General features: G+C 33.1%; 15 protein-coding genes. 2 read left to right on the top strand and 13 right to left on the bottom strand.

Going from position 1 to position 17,226, the window contains the following annotated elements:
* Positions 1-3: 3 nt before the first annotated feature.
* The 4 genes from OLM53_RS14440 to OLM53_RS14425 all read right to left on the bottom strand — a co-directional run bounded on the left by OLM53_RS14440 (position 4) and on the right by OLM53_RS14425 (position 4,758).
* Positions 4-3,042, bottom strand: a complete 3,039-nt coding sequence (locus OLM53_RS14440; RefSeq protein ID WP_264520932.1) for a T9SS type A sorting domain-containing protein — start codon at positions 3,040-3,042, stop codon at positions 4-6.
* Between the two features lie 801 nt (positions 3,043-3,843).
* Positions 3,844-4,203: a DUF86 domain-containing protein gene (locus OLM53_RS14435; RefSeq protein ID WP_264520931.1), complete on the bottom strand. Its 360-nt coding sequence runs from the start codon at positions 4,201-4,203 to the stop codon at positions 3,844-3,846.
* Positions 4,196-4,495 (bottom strand): nucleotidyltransferase family protein, encoded by a 300-nt coding sequence (locus tag OLM53_RS14430; RefSeq protein ID WP_264520930.1) that lies wholly within the window; start codon positions 4,493-4,495, stop codon positions 4,196-4,198. Before OLM53_RS14430 ends, OLM53_RS14435 begins: the two co-directional genes overlap by 8 nt.
* A 74-nt stretch (positions 4,496-4,569) precedes the next feature.
* Positions 4,570-4,758 carry a hypothetical protein gene (locus tag OLM53_RS14425; protein ID WP_264520929.1) on the bottom strand — a complete coding sequence of 63 codons (189 nt, stop codon included), beginning with the start codon at positions 4,756-4,758 and terminating at the stop codon, positions 4,570-4,572.
* Positions 4,759-5,108: 350 nt separating this feature from the next.
* Here OLM53_RS14425 and OLM53_RS14420 point away from each other — a divergent pair, with 350 nt between their 5' ends.
* On the top strand, positions 5,109-5,447 hold the full coding sequence (locus OLM53_RS14420) for a helix-turn-helix domain-containing protein (protein WP_264520928.1): 339 nt from the start codon (positions 5,109-5,111) through the stop codon (positions 5,445-5,447).
* Positions 5,448-5,770: 323 nt separating this feature from the next.
* On the opposite strand, the gene OLM53_RS14415 is transcribed toward OLM53_RS14420, so the two are convergent.
* The 9 genes from OLM53_RS14415 to OLM53_RS14375 form a co-directional block, all read right to left on the bottom strand.
* Positions 5,771-7,030 (bottom strand): McrC family protein, encoded by a 1,260-nt coding sequence (locus OLM53_RS14415; protein WP_264520927.1) that lies wholly within the window; start codon positions 7,028-7,030, stop codon positions 5,771-5,773.
* Between the two features lie 2 nt (positions 7,031-7,032).
* Positions 7,033-9,480 carry an McrB family protein gene (locus OLM53_RS14410; protein WP_264520926.1) on the bottom strand — a complete coding sequence of 816 codons (2,448 nt, stop codon included), beginning with the start codon at positions 9,478-9,480 and terminating at the stop codon, positions 7,033-7,035.
* Between the two features lie 168 nt (positions 9,481-9,648).
* A complete protein-coding gene (locus tag OLM53_RS14405) occupies positions 9,649-10,320 on the bottom strand; it encodes an abortive infection system antitoxin AbiGi family protein (protein ID WP_264520925.1) in 672 nt (223 codons plus the stop codon).
* A 9-nt stretch (positions 10,321-10,329) separates the two neighbouring features.
* Entirely contained in the window at positions 10,330-11,247 is a 918-nt protein-coding gene (locus OLM53_RS14400) for a hypothetical protein (RefSeq protein ID WP_264520924.1), read from the bottom strand.
* 90 nt (positions 11,248-11,337) lie between these two features.
* Positions 11,338-11,625 (bottom strand): hypothetical protein, encoded by a 288-nt coding sequence (locus OLM53_RS14395; protein ID WP_264520923.1) that lies wholly within the window; start codon positions 11,623-11,625, stop codon positions 11,338-11,340.
* An 80-nt stretch (positions 11,626-11,705) separates the two neighbouring features.
* Positions 11,706-12,272, bottom strand: coding sequence for an REP-associated tyrosine transposase (locus tag OLM53_RS14390; RefSeq protein WP_264520922.1), 567 nt, complete (start codon positions 12,270-12,272; stop codon positions 11,706-11,708).
* A gap of 90 nt (positions 12,273-12,362) precedes the next feature.
* The gene (locus tag OLM53_RS14385; protein WP_264520921.1) at positions 12,363-13,145 is read right to left on the bottom strand and encodes a hypothetical protein; all 783 of its coding nucleotides are present in this window, start codon (positions 13,143-13,145) and stop codon (positions 12,363-12,365) included.
* 521 nt (positions 13,146-13,666) lie between these two features.
* Positions 13,667-15,856 (bottom strand): DNA/RNA helicase domain-containing protein, encoded by a 2,190-nt coding sequence (locus OLM53_RS14380; protein WP_264520920.1) that lies wholly within the window; start codon positions 15,854-15,856, stop codon positions 13,667-13,669.
* Positions 15,853-16,191, bottom strand: coding sequence for a nucleotide pyrophosphohydrolase (locus tag OLM53_RS14375; RefSeq protein ID WP_264520919.1), 339 nt, complete (start codon positions 16,189-16,191; stop codon positions 15,853-15,855). Before OLM53_RS14375 ends, OLM53_RS14380 begins: the two co-directional genes overlap by 4 nt.
* Before the next feature lie 360 nt (positions 16,192-16,551).
* Here OLM53_RS14375 and OLM53_RS14370 point away from each other — a divergent pair, with 360 nt between their 5' ends.
* The gene (locus OLM53_RS14370) at positions 16,552-17,193 is read left to right on the top strand and encodes a DUF6266 family protein (protein ID WP_264520918.1); all 642 of its coding nucleotides are present in this window, start codon (positions 16,552-16,554) and stop codon (positions 17,191-17,193) included.
* Positions 17,194-17,226: the final 33 nt, after the last annotated feature.

Here is a 17,226-nt window from a genome sequence, read left to right as displayed (position 1 = left end):
TTTCTATTTTCTGTTAACAATCACTTTTTTAGTCATTATTATAGTATTGTTTGAGTTTGTTATTTGAACAAAATAAATACCCGTTGCACCCCAGTTTTTAGTAGAAAGGTCGGTAGTGGGGTTTTGGATGTTCATTTCCTCCACTGTTTGACCTAAAATAGTAATTACCTTTAATTTAAGATTATTCAATTGTGATGCCTTTGTTCCCGTAACAAGATGTACCATATCGTTTGTAGGATTAGGATAAAGAACAAAATCATCTTGTTTTATTGGATTAGTTCCTAAATTATTAGTGATGACTAAATTCGTTACAGGAGCATCTTGTATTACTAAAGTTTCCCCAACCTGATTATTGGCGGCATCTACATAACCGGAAACCGAGGTTTGAGTCAATGATGAACCAAGAGAAGATTTGGTTTGTAATGTTACTTTAAATAATAACCCTTGCCCTACTATAGCAGCATTAGCATATCTGGTAAGTCCAACGCTAATCATGTTAGTAGAATTAAAATTCAACGCCAAACAATCAGCTCCTACAGTTCCAAATATAGAACCCGTATAATCTACCGTTGCCGTATTTAAATCAAAAATAGTTTCGTCAAAAAGTAGGTTTACAGATGTACCGTAAAGCGCATTGAGCCCTCCTGTATTATTTACACTAACCGTAAAAGTTACTGTTTGAGGCAAAGCAGCTCCGTTGATAACCGTGTTATTTGGAGTTACAGTTAACGTGCCTGAAGCAGTGGTAAGTTGTTGTGGCGTAAAATGAGGTGGCGCTGCCGAAACCGCAGAAGTACTCATTTTGGAGTGTATCTGATTCATATTTAATCCTATGGCAGCTTGGTCTGCATTGTTAATGACCCCATCTCCGTTAGAATCGGCAAATACTTTATAGCCATCACTATTTTGTGAACTATGATTATATCCCCACAAAGTAGCAGGATGGGCAGACCATTGAATGTTAGTATTTGTTCTTGCTGGTCCAGTTGCATTATAAAAATACCCTATTGGCAATAAATCGGCCGTGGTAACTGAATTAGATTTATTTAAATCTCCTGGCCAAACATTAACTTGATTGTTAAAAGCATAACAATATGGAGGTTCATTATATATCAAATTAACAGTGTTTCCAGTAGAATTGTAGGCACTTACATTGTCTAAGTAAAAACAAAAACTAGTCCCTTGAGGAATTGGAATGTTTTTAGTAACAAACCGAAAAGAATAAAATAACCCACCACCCGTATACCCGGGCACCGAACCCACTTTGGTAATTCCGAAATCATACACCCCACTGGTTGCTACTGGTGCCGTTGAAATAACACTACTTCCTGTTCCCAGTAATGTACCGGCAGTATACCCTGAATAATCCAAATATTGACTTACGGCGGGATTACCTTTAAGTTTCATATACAAACTGTACACATCAGTAGCTTCTGAAAGTTGCACATCTACAGTAATGGTATCAAATAATCCGGCAGTAGTAGTTGATGAAGTAATGCTTAAATTACTATAATTTAGGATTACTACTTGAGTCGTAACATTAGTTTGGCATCCGTTATAGACAAAATATGAAACTGTATAAGTACCCGGCATAGAACTGCTTGGATATATTTCTCCTGTGGAAATATTCATTTCTAGTCCACTAGGTTGTGAGGAAAAAGAACCTCCCAAATAATTGCCTGACCCTGTTAAAGTAACTGGTTGTGGTGTAGTTACATTAGTATAATAGGTACTACTAGTATAACTGATACTTGCTGTTGGTGGAGTTACAATATTTACATCTACTTGATATTGTACATTGGGGCAACCATCTGGTGTTGCAGTACAAGTCACACCGTAGTTCCCCGGAACAGAAGAACTTGGAGATATAGACCCTGTTATAGTGTTTAGTGAAAGTCCTGTAGAACCTGAAAAAGTAATATTTGTATAAGTTCCTGAAATTTCCATCACATCTATGTTTCCCGCTGTTGCGCAAAAAGAGTTATTCACGCCGTAATATTGAAATCTTGGGTATATATCACAAATAGTTGTTTTTCGAATTATATTATTGCCTGAATCAGCTAAATATAATATGTTTGAATCTATAAAAATTCCTTTTGGTGCATTAAATAAAGCGGTTGAAACATTCCCATCTAAATAACCCTGGTTTGAACCAGAATAGGTTGCAACTGAGCCCAAATTAGGATTGTAAGTATAAATCTTCCTAATTCTATTATTGTTTTGGTCAGTTACATAAAGCTGACCATTGGCATCCATTGAAATGCTGGTAGGGTTATCAAATTTAGCAGTAGTTCCAGAGCCATCACTATATCCTTGAGTTGATCCCGCATAGGTAGTTACTACACCCGTTAACGTAATTTTTCGTATTCTATTATTATTCGTGTCCGTTACATAAATATCTGAGCCCTCAGCTGTAACTCCCCTAGGACCATTAAATTGAGCTACCGTTCCGGTGCCATCAGCATACCCTTGTGTAGAACCAACAAATGTAGTAACTACTCCCGTTGCTGTAATTCTTCGAATTTTGTTATTGCTAGTATCTGCAACATATACTATTCCGCCAGTAGTCAAACATATTCCCATCGGTGCATTAAACTTAGCTCCTATTCCCGTTCCATCAACATAACCTTGTGTTGAGCCTGCCAATGTAGTTACGACTCCTGCTGCTGTGATTATTCGAATTCTGTTATTATTGGTATCGGCTACATATATATAATATCCATCAGTACAAATACCAGACGGATTGTTAAATTGAGCTGCTGTTCCTGTTCCATCTGCAAAGCCCGCAACTCCTGAACCAGCAAGTGTTGTGACAACTCCTGTTGCCGATATTTTTCGAATTACGTTGTTATTGGAATCAGCTACATACACATTATGAGTATTATCTACACAAATGGCTGATGGATTGTTAAATTGAGCTACTGTTCCTGTTCCGTTAGTGGCCCCTGCAACTCCTGAACCTGCAAAAGTGGAAACTGCTTGAGCATTTCCTATAAAAACAGTACAAAACAAGGTTATTATGCAATAAAAAAAATCTTTCATTAGATTGAAAATTACTTTATCATTTGAGTATTATAATCACTTAATGTGATAATTATCTTGCCAAATATATGTTTTATAAAATATATGTTCATGCTAAAATATCCAAAAATTCAGTTCAAGTTGTTTCAACTACAGTAATGTGAATTTGGTCGGTAAATAGTATCGCAATCAGCAGTGAAACGGTCGGAAAATTAATTACTAATAATCCCTAAAATTCATTTCACCCCGCTCCGCAAAGAGGTCCCTAGAAAAGCTGCGTAAATGTCTCCCTACTTTGCGTAATTTTTTACTATTTAAAAAAGCTTAAATTTATAGCTCAAAGGATGAAGACTTTGCGAAGCGGAGATGTGATTAGTAATTAGTGATTGACTACTGCTGTTTATAGATGGTGGGAGTTTTTAGTTTTAAACCTGACTGGTTTCTAAAACCAGTCAGGTTTCTTTTTTTGAACTACTTTGGTGTAACAGGGGGGCACGCCTAGCTATGGTAATTATACCCCTGCTATAAAAGTAACCACCCCGTCATACACTTCGTTATGCCACCCCTCCTTAAAAAGGAGGGGAGCTTTTACTCAGATCATTTTTTAGGGATTATCTATAAATAAACTACACGCAGCTCCCCTCCTTTTCAAATTTGATAGTAAGAGGAGACCCAAGCTTGCGAATTGTATGGAGGTATAGCGTAATAAATGTCCAGTGGACATTCGGTTTTAACAGTGGCATAGTAGTGTATGACGTGGTGGTTGCTGCTGTAGTCAGCTGTCTGTTGTAAATTGCAGCGGTTACTCTTCCAGCAAGGGCTCTAAGTAGTTTTATCGTTTTCTTTGATTAACGCATGAACTTCGCTTTTTAGTTTGGGAAGATGGTTTGTTAGGATTGACCAAATATTTTCGTCCGAAACATTGTCATAAGCATGGATGACTTGGTTTCTCAACCCGATAATTGCTTTGGCATTACTAATTTTTTCAGTAAACGAAATATCACGAGTCATTATTCTGTTCACTGCCTCTCCAATAATCTCAAAATTTCTTTCGACAGCTCTTTTAAGCATTAAGTTGCTTTTGTACTTAAAGAAATCTTTTTCTTCTTCAATGAAAAAACTGTCGATTTCGTCAATAGACATTTTAATATCGTAAAGCCATTTAAGAATCCTTTCATCCATAAATAAGCGCTTTTGATTTGTTGATTGAGTGGATTAAGATTGGGTTTTTTAAAGTTTGTTCTTCCACTAAATCAACTTCACGACCAAATAATTTTTCTAAATTTTCTTTGAACTCCATGTAGTTATCGAAATACTTTGATAATTCAATAGCTTTAAATTTTACGAGAAGGTCAATATCACTTTCTTTATTGAAGGTAGTATTCAGTACTGAACCAAATAGATACATCTTTTCCACATTGTATCTTGTACAAAGTCTTTTTACATCTTCTATATTTTGGTCAACGATACCCATAAAGCAAATTTAGGTAAAAAAGTTCTATTTGATGCGGACGCCAAAATAATTACTAGTAACTACTACCCTGTCCATTATCTCAACAACTGCATCACTTTCTCAACTTCTAGTCCAAGATAGTCACAAAGTTCATCGATGGTGATGGGTTGGTGTTTGGGTTTGGCTTTGAAGGCTCTGATTTTTTTGATGACATCGCGACAGTGTCTTTCGCTTTTGCCTGTAATTTGTTGTACATCTTTGTTGTAAATGCAGATTCTGTTCATGGTAGTGTTTGTTGCAATAAAAAAAATAGCTTAGGTTGATTCTTAAAACATCAGTTCGCTGGGGTACAGCAACTGTTAGGGCATAATGTGGCGTTCTCCTTTTTGGTAAACGACACTCACACAGCACACTAGTAACCATGTGAAACAGATTTACTAGTATCAAATATAATACCAATACCTGTTACTTTTCCTATGATTTTAAAATCTTAAGGGAAAATTAAGTTTTCACTTTCGGCAAAAAGTGACGGTTTCGGCAAAAAACGGCAAAAACTACCTTTTTCGACAAACACCCTGTAACGACTTACTAAAGCACTCTTCTTGTGGGTATTGTCTCTTAATACGTTTTGATTATGCCTACACCTAATGAAACCCAAAGCAATGCCCCTACTCCTATAGGGACTAAAAGTAAAAAGAGTTGGAAAGAAGTAATCTTTAGCCTAGTGGCTTTAGTACACCGCAGAAAATTAGTAGAGCTAGAAGCGAACTACTATGACAATGCCGATTTAAAACAACTCTTTAAAGTGTGCGACAAAACCCTCTACCGCTGGCGCAAAACCCAACAAGTACCCTATGCTAAAATAGGCGGTAAAATCATGTACTCTAAACAAGCCATCCTAGGCATCCTGCACGAGCGTATGGCGAACCGCTACCACCCTATGCATATTAAAGACTATCAGAAAAGGGATTGATGAGTTGTGGGTTAGTAAGTGTAAACTGAGACCGCAAACTGAGACTCTAATCCAATCAAAAAAGCCCAGTTAGGGGCGGCATATTTGGTAGAAATATAATAAGAATAGGTTTTTACAGTGCCGTAGGTACGGTATAGTTATAGGTTTACCGTTTTTAGTTTTTTAGCCACAAATTACACAAATTAGCACAGATTATTTCAAGTTCCCACCCCTACCAGACAATCCTTTTCTAGGATTCATAAATACAACAATAATTGCTTTTTTTTAGATTTACTTACCACGCGAAAGGATTCGCGCGGGAGCGGGGCGGGGCCCTATTAAAACTAACTGTTTTTATATTCTACCGCAGAAAACCATCCCAAGATTTCTTTACCAATGTTTTCATTCAACGTTTCAGTAGCTTTATTAAAAATAGAAACCTTTCCTAAGGAACAAGCATGCTTGTTATTTTCAAAAGGTACAAAATCACCTTCTTTTATTTCTTTTGTTTCGTTTGAAGGATAGAGTAACATCGCTTTTTTACTATCCCAATACTCATTATAAACATACATCTGTCTTAAATCTTGTGTTGAGGGTTCTGAATAATCAATATTCTTCCATTTGGTATCTATAATAAAGGTTTCTTTGTCGTCACCTTCTCCTTTTTCAATTACAATGTCTGGGCGAATAGTGATATTCTTCCAAAATGGTTTTGAATCCTGCCCATAAACTCTAACATCATCTTTTGCCGATTGTTTCAAACGAACCAATACATATTCCTCCCACAATGAATTCATATCAAACAATAACGCCAACATTTTTTCATTACCACTTGAAATGTTAGGGGCATAATTCAAAATAATTAATCTAGCTATGGCTAAAGCTGTTTCATAAGGAGCTGTCTTCCTATTGTTAGGAAGTTTGGTAAAAGTTGTTTCGTTTACATGAATTGATTTTACCTCTGGAAAATCTAATTGTACCGTTTTACATTTGCTGTACAAGTAATTCCCTTTAGTGCATTTCTCTACTATAGTTAACGCTATATTTAATACTTGATGCACTAAATGGTCTTTATCATACACTTGATGCTTAGTATAGAAACGTTCTTTATGCACCAAGTTCTTGCTAATATGTCCAGCAAATTCGAGTTTGCCTTTCAAGGCTTTAACATTACTAGTTTCCTTATAATATTGTTTGATTAGCCCGTGATGGATTAGTAGTTGTACCTCATTTAAAAACCATTCAAAGTAAATGTCTAATAAGTGAATCTGTTGTTTTCTAACATTGGCTTCGCCTACCTGCTGCACTTTCAGTTTACGAGTAACTCGTAGCATTTCTATTAAAGCCCGCTGCCATTTTTGTTTAGCTAACTCATTCTCAGTTTCATATTTATCAATCTTGGGCAATATCTCAATGGTTAGACCATCCACTTGAATCACACCAACAAATTGCTTGAATAAAATGCCATTATGTTTTAAATCAAAGTATTGATATTGATGTAAAGCATTAAGTTTAGATAAGGCCACAAAATGGCGTTGCTCAAACTTACCTTCTATGGGGAGAAAGCTATGTTCAAAAACTTGTATGGTATTGTCTTTTAGCATGCTTAGGCTAATAAGGTTTGTAGCGCCTCTTCAAAATCAACCTCTTTAAATGGAATTAACTCATAGGCCTTAGCAATGTCTATTTCATTTTTAGTTTCAAAATCAGCAAAAATGTTTTTATCACTAGATTTTGTTATGTTTTTGTCTTGTACAAATCCTTTACCTAAAACCAAACCTATTTTCCCGTAATCATTATAAAAGTATTCCTGTAGTAACGGAATAATTTCATTTTCAAATGAGTTTTTGAAGTTATCTTTTATAAAATAAGCATGCCCTAAAGTATGGTTCCTGTCTAATAATAGCTCTATACGGTTATTGATTTTTTCCATGATTTCTATTCTTTTAAAATCTGTAAAACCTTTTTCCGCTACTACCTTACTGTCAGGCATTAATTCTTTAAAAGTAAACCTTCTTCTTAATGCAGTATCCAGAGCTTCCACACTGCGGTCTGCTGTATTCATAGTGCCTATGATATACACGTTTTGTGGAACGCCAAACTTTTCATTACTATAAGGCAAAGTAACTTCTAACGCTTCATCTTTTCCTATTCTTTTATCTTCTTCAATTAAGGTTATTAATTCTCCAAAGATTTGGGAAACATTACCTCTATTAATTTCATCAATAACAAGGACATAAGGTAAAGCAGGTAAAATAGTTTCTTGAATATCACTTTTTTTATTGCCCTTTATTCTTTGATTTACGTAATTTAAAACCGACCAATAAGCAGTCGAGTTTGAACCTCCTATTTCAGCTCTAAACTCTTTATCAATGTTTTTTATCACACTTAAGTCTGGGAAGGCTTCTTGTAATTTTTTGGCTCTTGAATAAGATACAGTATATTCTTTTGCTTGTTCAGAATAAATAGGTTTTAACTTTAAATTCCCCCCACCCGAAATATCTACTACTTGCAATCCCAGTTTAGGAGTTTGAATAGATAAAAACAAAGGGGTTTTTGCTTCTATTTGTTTATTAACTTCAGTAACTAAATCATCCCAACCATCATCAAACGTATATACTTCTTGAGTTTTTGTTATTGCTTTATTGGGTTTTTTAGCATTTTCTACCAATTGCTTAAATATTCCTTTTTCAACATCATAAATCACTTGTTTTTCGCCTTCTTCATTCTCATCCACTTTGGGCTTTATCCCTTCAATAAAATCTTCATAACTCATGCTTTGGTGAAAAGTGGTAAACACAATTCTCCCATCTTTAACATATTGGTCAAAGCGTTTTTTTATTTCCTTTCTATCCTCATTTTTTAAATCTTCTTCAGGTTTTTTTTCAATGATAGCTAATGATTTATTGATGGTATGAAAAGTCTTCCCTGTCCCCGGAGGTCCGTATAAAATTTGGTTGAGTGGAAAACCATTTGGTTTAGCGTTTTCAGTTTTGATTTCAGTAGAAGTAGTTCCGACAGCATAATCAAAAGTGTAATTTTCAAAATCTTCATCATTGTGGGTTCTGTAACCCGATTTTTTAGTTCTATTTAGTTCAGATATAAACCCATCAACTATTGATTGTCTTTCTTGTTCTGAAAGAATTAATTCATTAAAATAAGAGCCCCAAGGCAATGGTGCTGCTCCTTTATATTGTGAACTTGATTCATTTAATTTATCGTTTGATAACACATAAAATTTCCCTTTTTTTTCAGATGAATTTAATATCCAAGCTATTCGCTGTCCAATTGTGAAATGTAATCGTTTCCCTCTGTAACTAAATTGCAATCGTTCATCTCCTTTTTTAAGATTGAGTGTTGTAATTATGTATTTAAAAAAATCAAAATAAGTAGTTACATCTTTATCGTCAAACTTTTTTAAGAAAGTTAAAAAATCTTCTTTTTGTTCATCATCATTATATTTTACAAACCTTTTTTCCATTTTATCAATCATAGATTCAAAAACAGGAACAGTTATTCTATTAGCAACAAAATCTTTATTTTTAGCTTTTTCCCTTTGTATATAATCATTAACAATAGGTAGTACTATGGCAATGTCTTTATCTACAAATTCTAACATTTCCTCTATTGTTTCATAGCTACTCTTATGCATTTTTGTTTTTAGAGTATACATTTTATTATCAGTAGAGGTTACACTCTGTAGTCCTATTTTTTCCTCTAGAGCTGGCTTCATACTTTCAAGAAGCGATAAAATAGATTGGTTCTGGGCATTATGAGGCGATTTAGTTTGGTTAAACTCAATAAAATAATTATACCCCGTTTTGGTATAATGAAATATCAAACCAATATTGTCACCCGAAGAGCCAGGATAAGAACCTGGCAAGGTCCAAAAAGTGGTTGAAAAGTATTTGGATTTTTCAGTACCAATAAAATAATCCTTCTTAGCATCCCCAACACCGTTTCGGCGCACTGAAAAAGTAAAAGAATTATCTTTTTGATGCTTGGCCATTAACCAATCGTATACTTTCTTTTCGTAGTCTTTGTAGTTTAGCATAACTATTTTGTTTTATTCTTTTATTTTCTTTTATAAGCGAGTTAGTCACTATATGAAATGCTTGATAGACATAGCCATTTTTATGATTTTTATATCTTGCATAATAAAAAATCTAATTAATTTCAATTGTTTTACAAAAACGATTAAAAAACTTTTGTCTTGTTTTGGCTAAAAATCTCTTTCTATTTGTTTTGAAGTCATAATTTTTGAAAGCAATAATTCATAGCTCACTTTTTCATTACTTATTTCTTTTAGTATTGGCATTATTTTATCAAATTCTTTTTCATTTTCTATGATGATATATTCAATGGCACTCAATTCTAATTTCATTCTGTGTTGTTCATTGTTTCTTTCTGGAACTGATTTTCTAGATGTGCCGAAGAATGGCTCAACTAATGAATTATCTGGAACATAACGCCACTCTCTTTCATCGTAAAATTTCTTTCTTTTTTCTTTACCATCTTTATATTCCTGATTACCTAAAAACTGTTTTAAATATGGAATCAAATGCTTTCTTTCGTATTCATTAAGGTCTTTGTTTTTAATTAATGACCTTACTAAATTACTTTCACTTGTTACATACCAAACAGGTTTTACACCAAGTTCTCTCGCGTAAGTTCTTTTGATGCCAATTCCGTATCTTCCATACCAATCAAAATGTTCTTTAATCAAACTTAATGGAATGTCACAAAAACAAGCCATTGGAACCCTATAACCATTATTTCGTAATGGTAGCTTTTCATATGTGTTACTGCAATAAAATCCATCTCTTAAATTATTGATAAGATAATCTAAACTGTCAGTAAAATTGAATAAAGTTGTTGAGCTGATTCTTGTCATTTATTTTACTTAATTATTATTTAAAGCTGCTTCATTTACAATCGACAAAAATTCTTCAAATGATTTGTCTAAAAGGTTTCTATCTCTTAAATAATTTGGAATATTTAGTTCTTTTTTTTGGAGAAAGTCTTTTGTAGCAGTGTATAAATCATCAAACCGGTAATAATTCAATGAGTCGATAGATTTATTATTTGAGAAAAATGATTCAATAATTTCGCCGTTTAGTCGCTGAGATCTTGGAATGGGTATTGGCATCTTAATATTAGGATTGGATGATTCAATTTCTATTTCGTTTTTTCCAGTTATATTATGCTTAAACCCTTTATTACATTTAATAATTTCTTTAACAATATCATAAAGAGATAAATATTGGTGTTTTGCATCCAATACATCTTGATAATTCCATAATTCATTTGGGCGAGTTATTTTAGGATTATTTATTAATTCATCAGCCCAAATATTTGATGACCCTTCTCTGTCAAAAGGCGGGGAATGTTCGCCAATATTGCAATTTGGAATAAACATATCCCATACAGCAGCTTGATTTAACCATAATTGCTGATCTATAACCTGTCGAGTAAAATGAGATGGACCCCCAATCGGCCAATCCCAAAAACTATTCAAATTTGCACCGCTTATCCTTAAAAGTTTTGCTTCAACTAAACCAATTTTTACTTCCTCATTAAATCTGAAAACAAATAATGCATCCCGTCTTGTAGTATCCCTAGCATGAGCTTGAATAGAAAATGATCTTATAAATGGATATTTGTTGACTTCTTGTCTAATTAATCTACAAAGTACAGAAACTCTATCTCTTTCATTTGTCTCCAATGGATTATATGGGTCAATTAATTCCCGTCTAACTTCAGTGTCTGCCGTTTGAAATATACGTGCAATAATTTCAGCTATAAATGGATTTCCAAACATGATATAAATATTTAATTTAAATTCACCTTTAACTTGCCCAATTATCAATATCGGCAACAACTAATCAAGGTTGTATACGAGTTTATTTTTTTATTTATTTTCCCTCTCTATAAATAAAACTAAAGCCTCAATAAAGCCATGAGGACTTAAAGATACAATTTCATCTTCCGATTCATATCTAAATTCATTCTCAATAAATTCAGAAATATTTATTTGATCATATCCATTTTTTTCTAGAAAAGAATTGACTTCTGCAACAGTTGCTTCCATTGTTTTTTTAGTTTCAAATATTTTAAAAACTGCAAGCTCATCTCTGATTTCAACATCAAAAACTTTAGCTTCTTCTCTAGTATTTGGAAAATTATCTCTTAATCTCATCCCTAACTCTTTTTATATTCTACACTCTCCTCCGCAACAATCCCCGCTACCGCGCGAATCCCTTCGCGTGGCTCTATGAACTATAATTTAAAATACTGAAAAACACAAATACCATCTAACAATCCTTTTTCACCTGCATAATCCGGAGCACTACTATATTTGTAATCTTCAGGTCTAAACACAATTCCTTCCTCTACAGGATTATTGTGAATATAATCAATTTTTTGTTGAATTACTTCATTACTCCACAACTCAATTGGTTTATTATCATGTCGCCAAAATTGAAAATTTGTAGTATTTGAATTTTTTGCCGCTTCTTTTTTAAAATAGTCTAACAAAAACTCTTTTCTGCTTTCCTTTTGGTTTTCCTGAATACATTTAACAATCGACCTACTTGTAAACCTTTTTAAATCCCCAATCAATAATTCGGGATTTTGCCCCTCTATACTTCTAAAAACTAAATGTACATGGCTACTCATAATGCACCATGCGTGGATTTCTAATCCTTTGTTTTGTTGACAATGGGTAAGACTCTCTATAAATAAATCTTTATATTCATTACGGGTAAATACATCTAACCAACCAACTACAGCAAAGCTTATAAAATACAATCCTTCAGGATTATGAAACTTATAATTCCTACTCATATAATTTTATCAAATAAAGTAAAAGTAGGAATTTATTTTAAATATACCACGCGAAAGGATTCGCGCGGGAGCGGGGCACTAATGTTTTATTTATTTATTACAAATGCTTTCTAATTTATCAAAATAGTTTTTCTTTTCATATTCAGCTAATAACTGAAACTGATTAAAAGTATAATCACTGGTTAAATTAGTCAAAATACAATTTACATTTTTCTCTATGGTTTCGCTTGGAATATTTTCGTTTGATTGCTTAATAGATTTGACTAAATAGTCATATAAAAAATTCTTTATTTTCTGAGACCAACCGAGACTGGCTTTTTTGTCAATCCAAGGTAATACTTCCAAAACAACTTTTTGGTCATCCATGTAATTAGCATTATAAAAAGCAAACCATAGGTATTGAGTTGATTCTGATAAGCATGCGCTTTTGTTTAAATAAAGGACATTTTTATCACTAGGTATATTATTGGAGTTTGCATAACATGCATTTTGTACAATATTATTTGTACAATAATAATCAGCATCTTCTTTTGAAGTAAAAATGAAATACTGTCCTTTGTTACTACCTCCTATAACATTAAGTAGACTGAGTATAGCAGAAGATCCTTGAGCAGTAACAGAAGGTAAGCTACCAATAGTTGATGAAAGCGAACTTCTTAGTTGTCCATTCTCGTCAAGGAAAGAAACCCTGTAAACAAGTTGAGTTGTACCAGTCGGAATTTCAGCTCTTAACCACTTTCTTTTGTGATCTGCTAATGGTATTTCTTTTTCGGTTTTTCGTTCTTGGTCCCAATATCCATCTTCACTTTGCGCAAAAGTCCCTATGGTAAATAGCGTTGACAAGGCGATAATTAATAAGATTTTTGTATGCATAATTTAATTGTTTTAAAAGTTTTAATTTTTTATTTGTAATGCTAAACTCTGAGAAACAATTTGTTTTGGATTATCGACAGTATAGATATATTTAATACTAAATCTTTCAATCACAAAATGTTTTTAAGACACAAGTGAAGCAACTCTCAAACTCACCCGAGCAAAGCGAAAAGATGAAATAATCCAATTAACAATTTTGTTTCTCAAGATTACCACAAAGTCATGAGACTTCGCGGAGCGGGTTGTTTATTGGACTTAAATAATCAATAAAATTTTCACTTAAATCTAAATTTTTAAGGGTTTCTATTTTAGAAATTAAATCAATATTCTTAATGTTATTAGAAGATAAGTCTAAACTAATAATATTATCATCATCATCTAGCACATAAGCATTCTTTGTTTGATATTTAGAAAATAAATTATTATCAACTTTTATTAGTTTAATTTTATAATATTTTTCTAATTAAAGTATTTGAATTTCAGTCATATTTTATTTCCTTTTTAATTAAGCCACTATCTCTTTAACAAACACATTCAAAAACCCCAATCACTTTCAAACTACTCAATTCATCACTTTCAATTATAATATCTTCAAAAGATGAATCATAGGATATAGGTTTTAAAGTTATAGATTGATGACTCCATAAGTCTTGAGTAACTTCTTTTTTGCTTCTATATTCTTTTACACTGTATCCCGAACCAAAATCAGGATCTTGAATACTTGTGTGTTCTACCAAAACTATTTTTCCATCCCTTGAGCCTCCAGTATATTTTCTGAACATACATATTGAACCATTAGGTATAATCTTATTCATTGATTCACCAATAACTTTACAGGCGAATAAATCATTTGAGGGTTTATAATTTTTTGGTAAAGCAATCCATTCACAATCAGTTACGGTTTGTAATTCACTAAAATTCCCAGCAGCAACTTTCAAATCATAGATTGGAATGCTATTTACATAGGGTATAATATCATTTTTCTCTAAAACAAGAGTTCCTTTTTTAGTTTTAAATTTTGGTATAAATTGAGAAAAATAATCTCTTAAATCTTTATCACAAACGTATATATAGGTTCCTCGAATACCCCGAAGCATTATCGTTTTGTATATGTTTAAAATAAAATCTTTTAACTCTTCCGGGTCAACAATAGATTGTTTACCATTTACATCATAATAATTTTCTTTTAGAATTTTAATTTCATTAGTTGCTTTGTCATAAGTAATTTCATTCCCAAAAATTATCCCTGTATAATTTAAATCATATCCTTGTGTTGTATGAATGCAACCTACTTCTTCTCTAGAGTTAACAGAATTAACCCAATCAATGTTGGTGCTGTTCCATTTTAGCCTTGTCTTTTCAATTTCAATATCAAAATCTTGCTTGGAGTCTTTTTTATTGGTCATCCAAGGCCATGAATACCCAGCTACTAATCTAGATAAACCATTTTCTATATCTCTAGATTTTATTTCATTAACAATGTCCTCAATAGAATCAAAAAGAATAAGTTCATATTCCTTTGAATTAAAAATAATATTTGAATTAGTCAGATTACATTTTAAAAGATTATCAATATAATTTACATAATCATTTCCACCTCTAGACCTAAATTGAGATTTTAAATATTCTGTTTTGGTCAAACTATTCACTTTAAGTTTGTCAAAATCTTCTTTTTTAACATCGGAAGGTTTTATAGATTGGTTTTCATCATAAAAGTAGATAGCACTTTCAGATTGTTTCATAATCCAATCTAATTCATTGCAAGTGTGTTTATTTAAATTCAACTTTTCACAGACAACATCAAATGCTCTAAAATAAGCTCCTAAATTAACTCGGCGTCTTAAACGATGTGATTCATCAACAATAACAATATCAAATGTATCATTAACAATTTCGGCAGGTCCAATAACCATATTGGCACTAAGTCCCTTAATATTTTTAAATACTTTCTTTAATGTACTTCTAAAGGATGACATTGGAACAACCAGTGCCATTTTAGGGTTTGGATATTTCTTTTTTAACTCAAAAACAATTTCCATGAATTCGAACTCATCATCTCCAAATTCATCGAAATTAAAATCATCATTGGTAGTATTGAGTAATTTAAAAAGAAATATGGCTAGTATTGTTTTGCCAGTCCCAGCTCCACCTTCAATAATAATATTTTTATAAGTATTATTCAGTAGATTTTTCATTATAACCAGTAAACTACTTTTTTGTTCAGAGGTCAAGGTTTTGTATGGAGAATATTTGAATAAATCAGAATTGTCAATATAATCAATAGGATGTTTGGCTATTCCAACTGTTCTTAAGCTATCCCAAATGGATTTAAAAATATCCCAATATTCTTTTTTTTGATAGTAATTATGATTAGCTAATCCTATATTTCCATTGATTAACTTATATTGACCATCACCAGAAATATATTTAATCAAATTAGATTCAATATCTAAGGTTGCCGATTTATTAAATTTTTCACTGGATATTAAATGAACTGCAGATAGTTTATTTTTTTTATTATTTTTTAAGTGGCTACTCATTCTGGCATAGGCATCTGTTGTTTCTCCAACATAGGCTTCATTTATATTACCATCACTCAAAATATATACAACAGGCCATAAATCTTTTACATAATGGACTGTATTAAATTCATTAACTAAATTTGAATCAAAATCATATTTGTTAATTGTGAACAATTCGCCTTGACTCATAATTCGTTATATTTCCTGGCAGTTCCTTTTGCTTTATCTACTGGGTACTTTTCATTATTACTTTTTATCTTTTCTAAGACAATATCAAATACATCCAAGTTATGTTTTTCTGCCAAAAGAAAAGAAAAAGATAATATATCAGCTAGTTCTTCTTTCAAACGATCTTTCTTTACATTTTCTACATCATCTCCTTTTTTCCACAAGAAAAGTTCATTTAATTCAGCTGCTTCAAGAGAAATTGCCAATGCTAAATTCTTAGAATCATGAAACTGCTTCCAATCTCTATCATCTCTAAACTTTATTAGTTCATCTATTACTTGTCTGTATTTTTCCATAAAGAATAATTTATCATCCCAAACTTAACAAAAATCCCACACATACACAATCCTTATCCTTAGTGTTTTTTAGCCCTAACTTATCAAGCACACTTACAAAAAAAGTAACTCTCTTCCTTTGTTCGAGTTTCCTTCGGTCTTCGTTCGGTAAATGTACCATTTTGCCCAAACGCTATCGAACGAATATCGAACATGTATCGAACAAAACCCCTAAAAAGATAGAACAAATGGACATTACAGGACAGTTTCGGACACTTTCGGACATCGTAGTTTGTTACTGAAAGCCCTGTTGTAATTTCGGGTCACGGTGTTGGTAGAAGGCCACATCGGAAACAAATGTTTAATTTAAATTTTAAAAGTATGGGAACGTACAACAAAGGAATTTTGGGTCCATTTTCGGGGAAAGTGGGCACCGTAGTAGGCGCTAATTGGCGCGGGAAAGACATCATGAGATCTTTACCCAAAAAAGGAAGTAGAAAAGCCTCAGAGCTACAACTCTTGCAACGGGCTAAGTTCTTAATCGTAAACGAGTTTTTAACGCCTATCAACCCTATCCTAGGGAAGTACTTTGGCAGCAATGCCGGCGACAAAACGCGAATCAACCAAGCCTTGTCATACCACATGAGGGAGGCGGTAACCTATGTAGACCCCAGCTTTGTCATGGAATACGACAAAGTGCAAATCGCCAAAGGGGATTTACTAGGGATTCAAAACCCTACGGTAATTGCCTCGGGTAGCAATGGGGTAAAGTACAACTGGGAGGACAACTCGGGGCAAGGGGAAGCCAAAGCTACTGACCAATTGGTGGTTGTGGTGTATGCGCCAGCGTCTAACTTGTATTTTTACTTGTTAACCGCAGGAACGCGTTCAGCGGCTTCGGCAACCCTAACCTTACCTACTTATTTCGCAGGACTGGAAGTGCAAAGTTGGATTACTTTCGCCAGTGCCGATGAGAAACACTATGCGACCAGTGTGTATATGGGAGCGGTAACCGTAAGCTAAGGGTGTTGGGAAGATTAAACCTGACAGGTTGTT

It is taken from the genome of Flavobacterium sp. N1994, assembly GCF_025947145.1.
Taxonomy (GTDB): domain Bacteria; phylum Bacteroidota; class Bacteroidia; order Flavobacteriales; family Flavobacteriaceae; genus Flavobacterium.
This window is presented reverse-complemented; position numbering and strand designations above follow the sequence as displayed.

What these genes read in the sequence shown, in the direction of transcription:
- OLM53_RS14440 (WP_264520932.1), bottom strand. Translation starts at nt 3,042, where the DNA reads ATGAAAGATTTTTTTTATTGCATAATAACCTTGTTTTGTACTGTTTTT.
- OLM53_RS14435 (WP_264520931.1), bottom strand. Translation starts at nt 4,203, where the DNA reads ATGGATGAAAGGATTCTTAAATGGCTTTACGATATTAAAATGTCTATT.
- OLM53_RS14430 (WP_264520930.1), bottom strand. Translation starts at nt 4,495, where the DNA reads ATGGGTATCGTTGACCAAAATATAGAAGATGTAAAAAGACTTTGTACA.
- OLM53_RS14425 (WP_264520929.1), bottom strand. Translation starts at nt 4,758, where the DNA reads ATGAACAGAATCTGCATTTACAACAAAGATGTACAACAAATTACAGGC.
- OLM53_RS14420 (WP_264520928.1), top strand. Translation starts at nt 5,109, where the DNA reads ATGCCTACACCTAATGAAACCCAAAGCAATGCCCCTACTCCTATAGGG.
- OLM53_RS14415 (WP_264520927.1), bottom strand. Translation starts at nt 7,030, where the DNA reads ATGCTAAAAGACAATACCATACAAGTTTTTGAACATAGCTTTCTCCCC.
- OLM53_RS14410 (WP_264520926.1), bottom strand. Translation starts at nt 9,480, where the DNA reads ATGCTAAACTACAAAGACTACGAAAAGAAAGTATACGATTGGTTAATG.
- OLM53_RS14405 (WP_264520925.1), bottom strand. Translation starts at nt 10,320, where the DNA reads ATGACAAGAATCAGCTCAACAACTTTATTCAATTTTACTGACAGTTTA.
- OLM53_RS14400 (WP_264520924.1), bottom strand. Translation starts at nt 11,247, where the DNA reads ATGTTTGGAAATCCATTTATAGCTGAAATTATTGCACGTATATTTCAA.
- OLM53_RS14395 (WP_264520923.1), bottom strand. Translation starts at nt 11,625, where the DNA reads ATGAGATTAAGAGATAATTTTCCAAATACTAGAGAAGAAGCTAAAGTT.
- OLM53_RS14390 (WP_264520922.1), bottom strand. Translation starts at nt 12,272, where the DNA reads ATGAGTAGGAATTATAAGTTTCATAATCCTGAAGGATTGTATTTTATA.
- OLM53_RS14385 (WP_264520921.1), bottom strand. Translation starts at nt 13,145, where the DNA reads ATGCATACAAAAATCTTATTAATTATCGCCTTGTCAACGCTATTTACC.
- OLM53_RS14380 (WP_264520920.1), bottom strand. Translation starts at nt 15,856, where the DNA reads ATGAGTCAAGGCGAATTGTTCACAATTAACAAATATGATTTTGATTCA.
- OLM53_RS14375 (WP_264520919.1), bottom strand. Translation starts at nt 16,191, where the DNA reads ATGGAAAAATACAGACAAGTAATAGATGAACTAATAAAGTTTAGAGAT.
- OLM53_RS14370 (WP_264520918.1), top strand. Translation starts at nt 16,552, where the DNA reads ATGGGAACGTACAACAAAGGAATTTTGGGTCCATTTTCGGGGAAAGTG.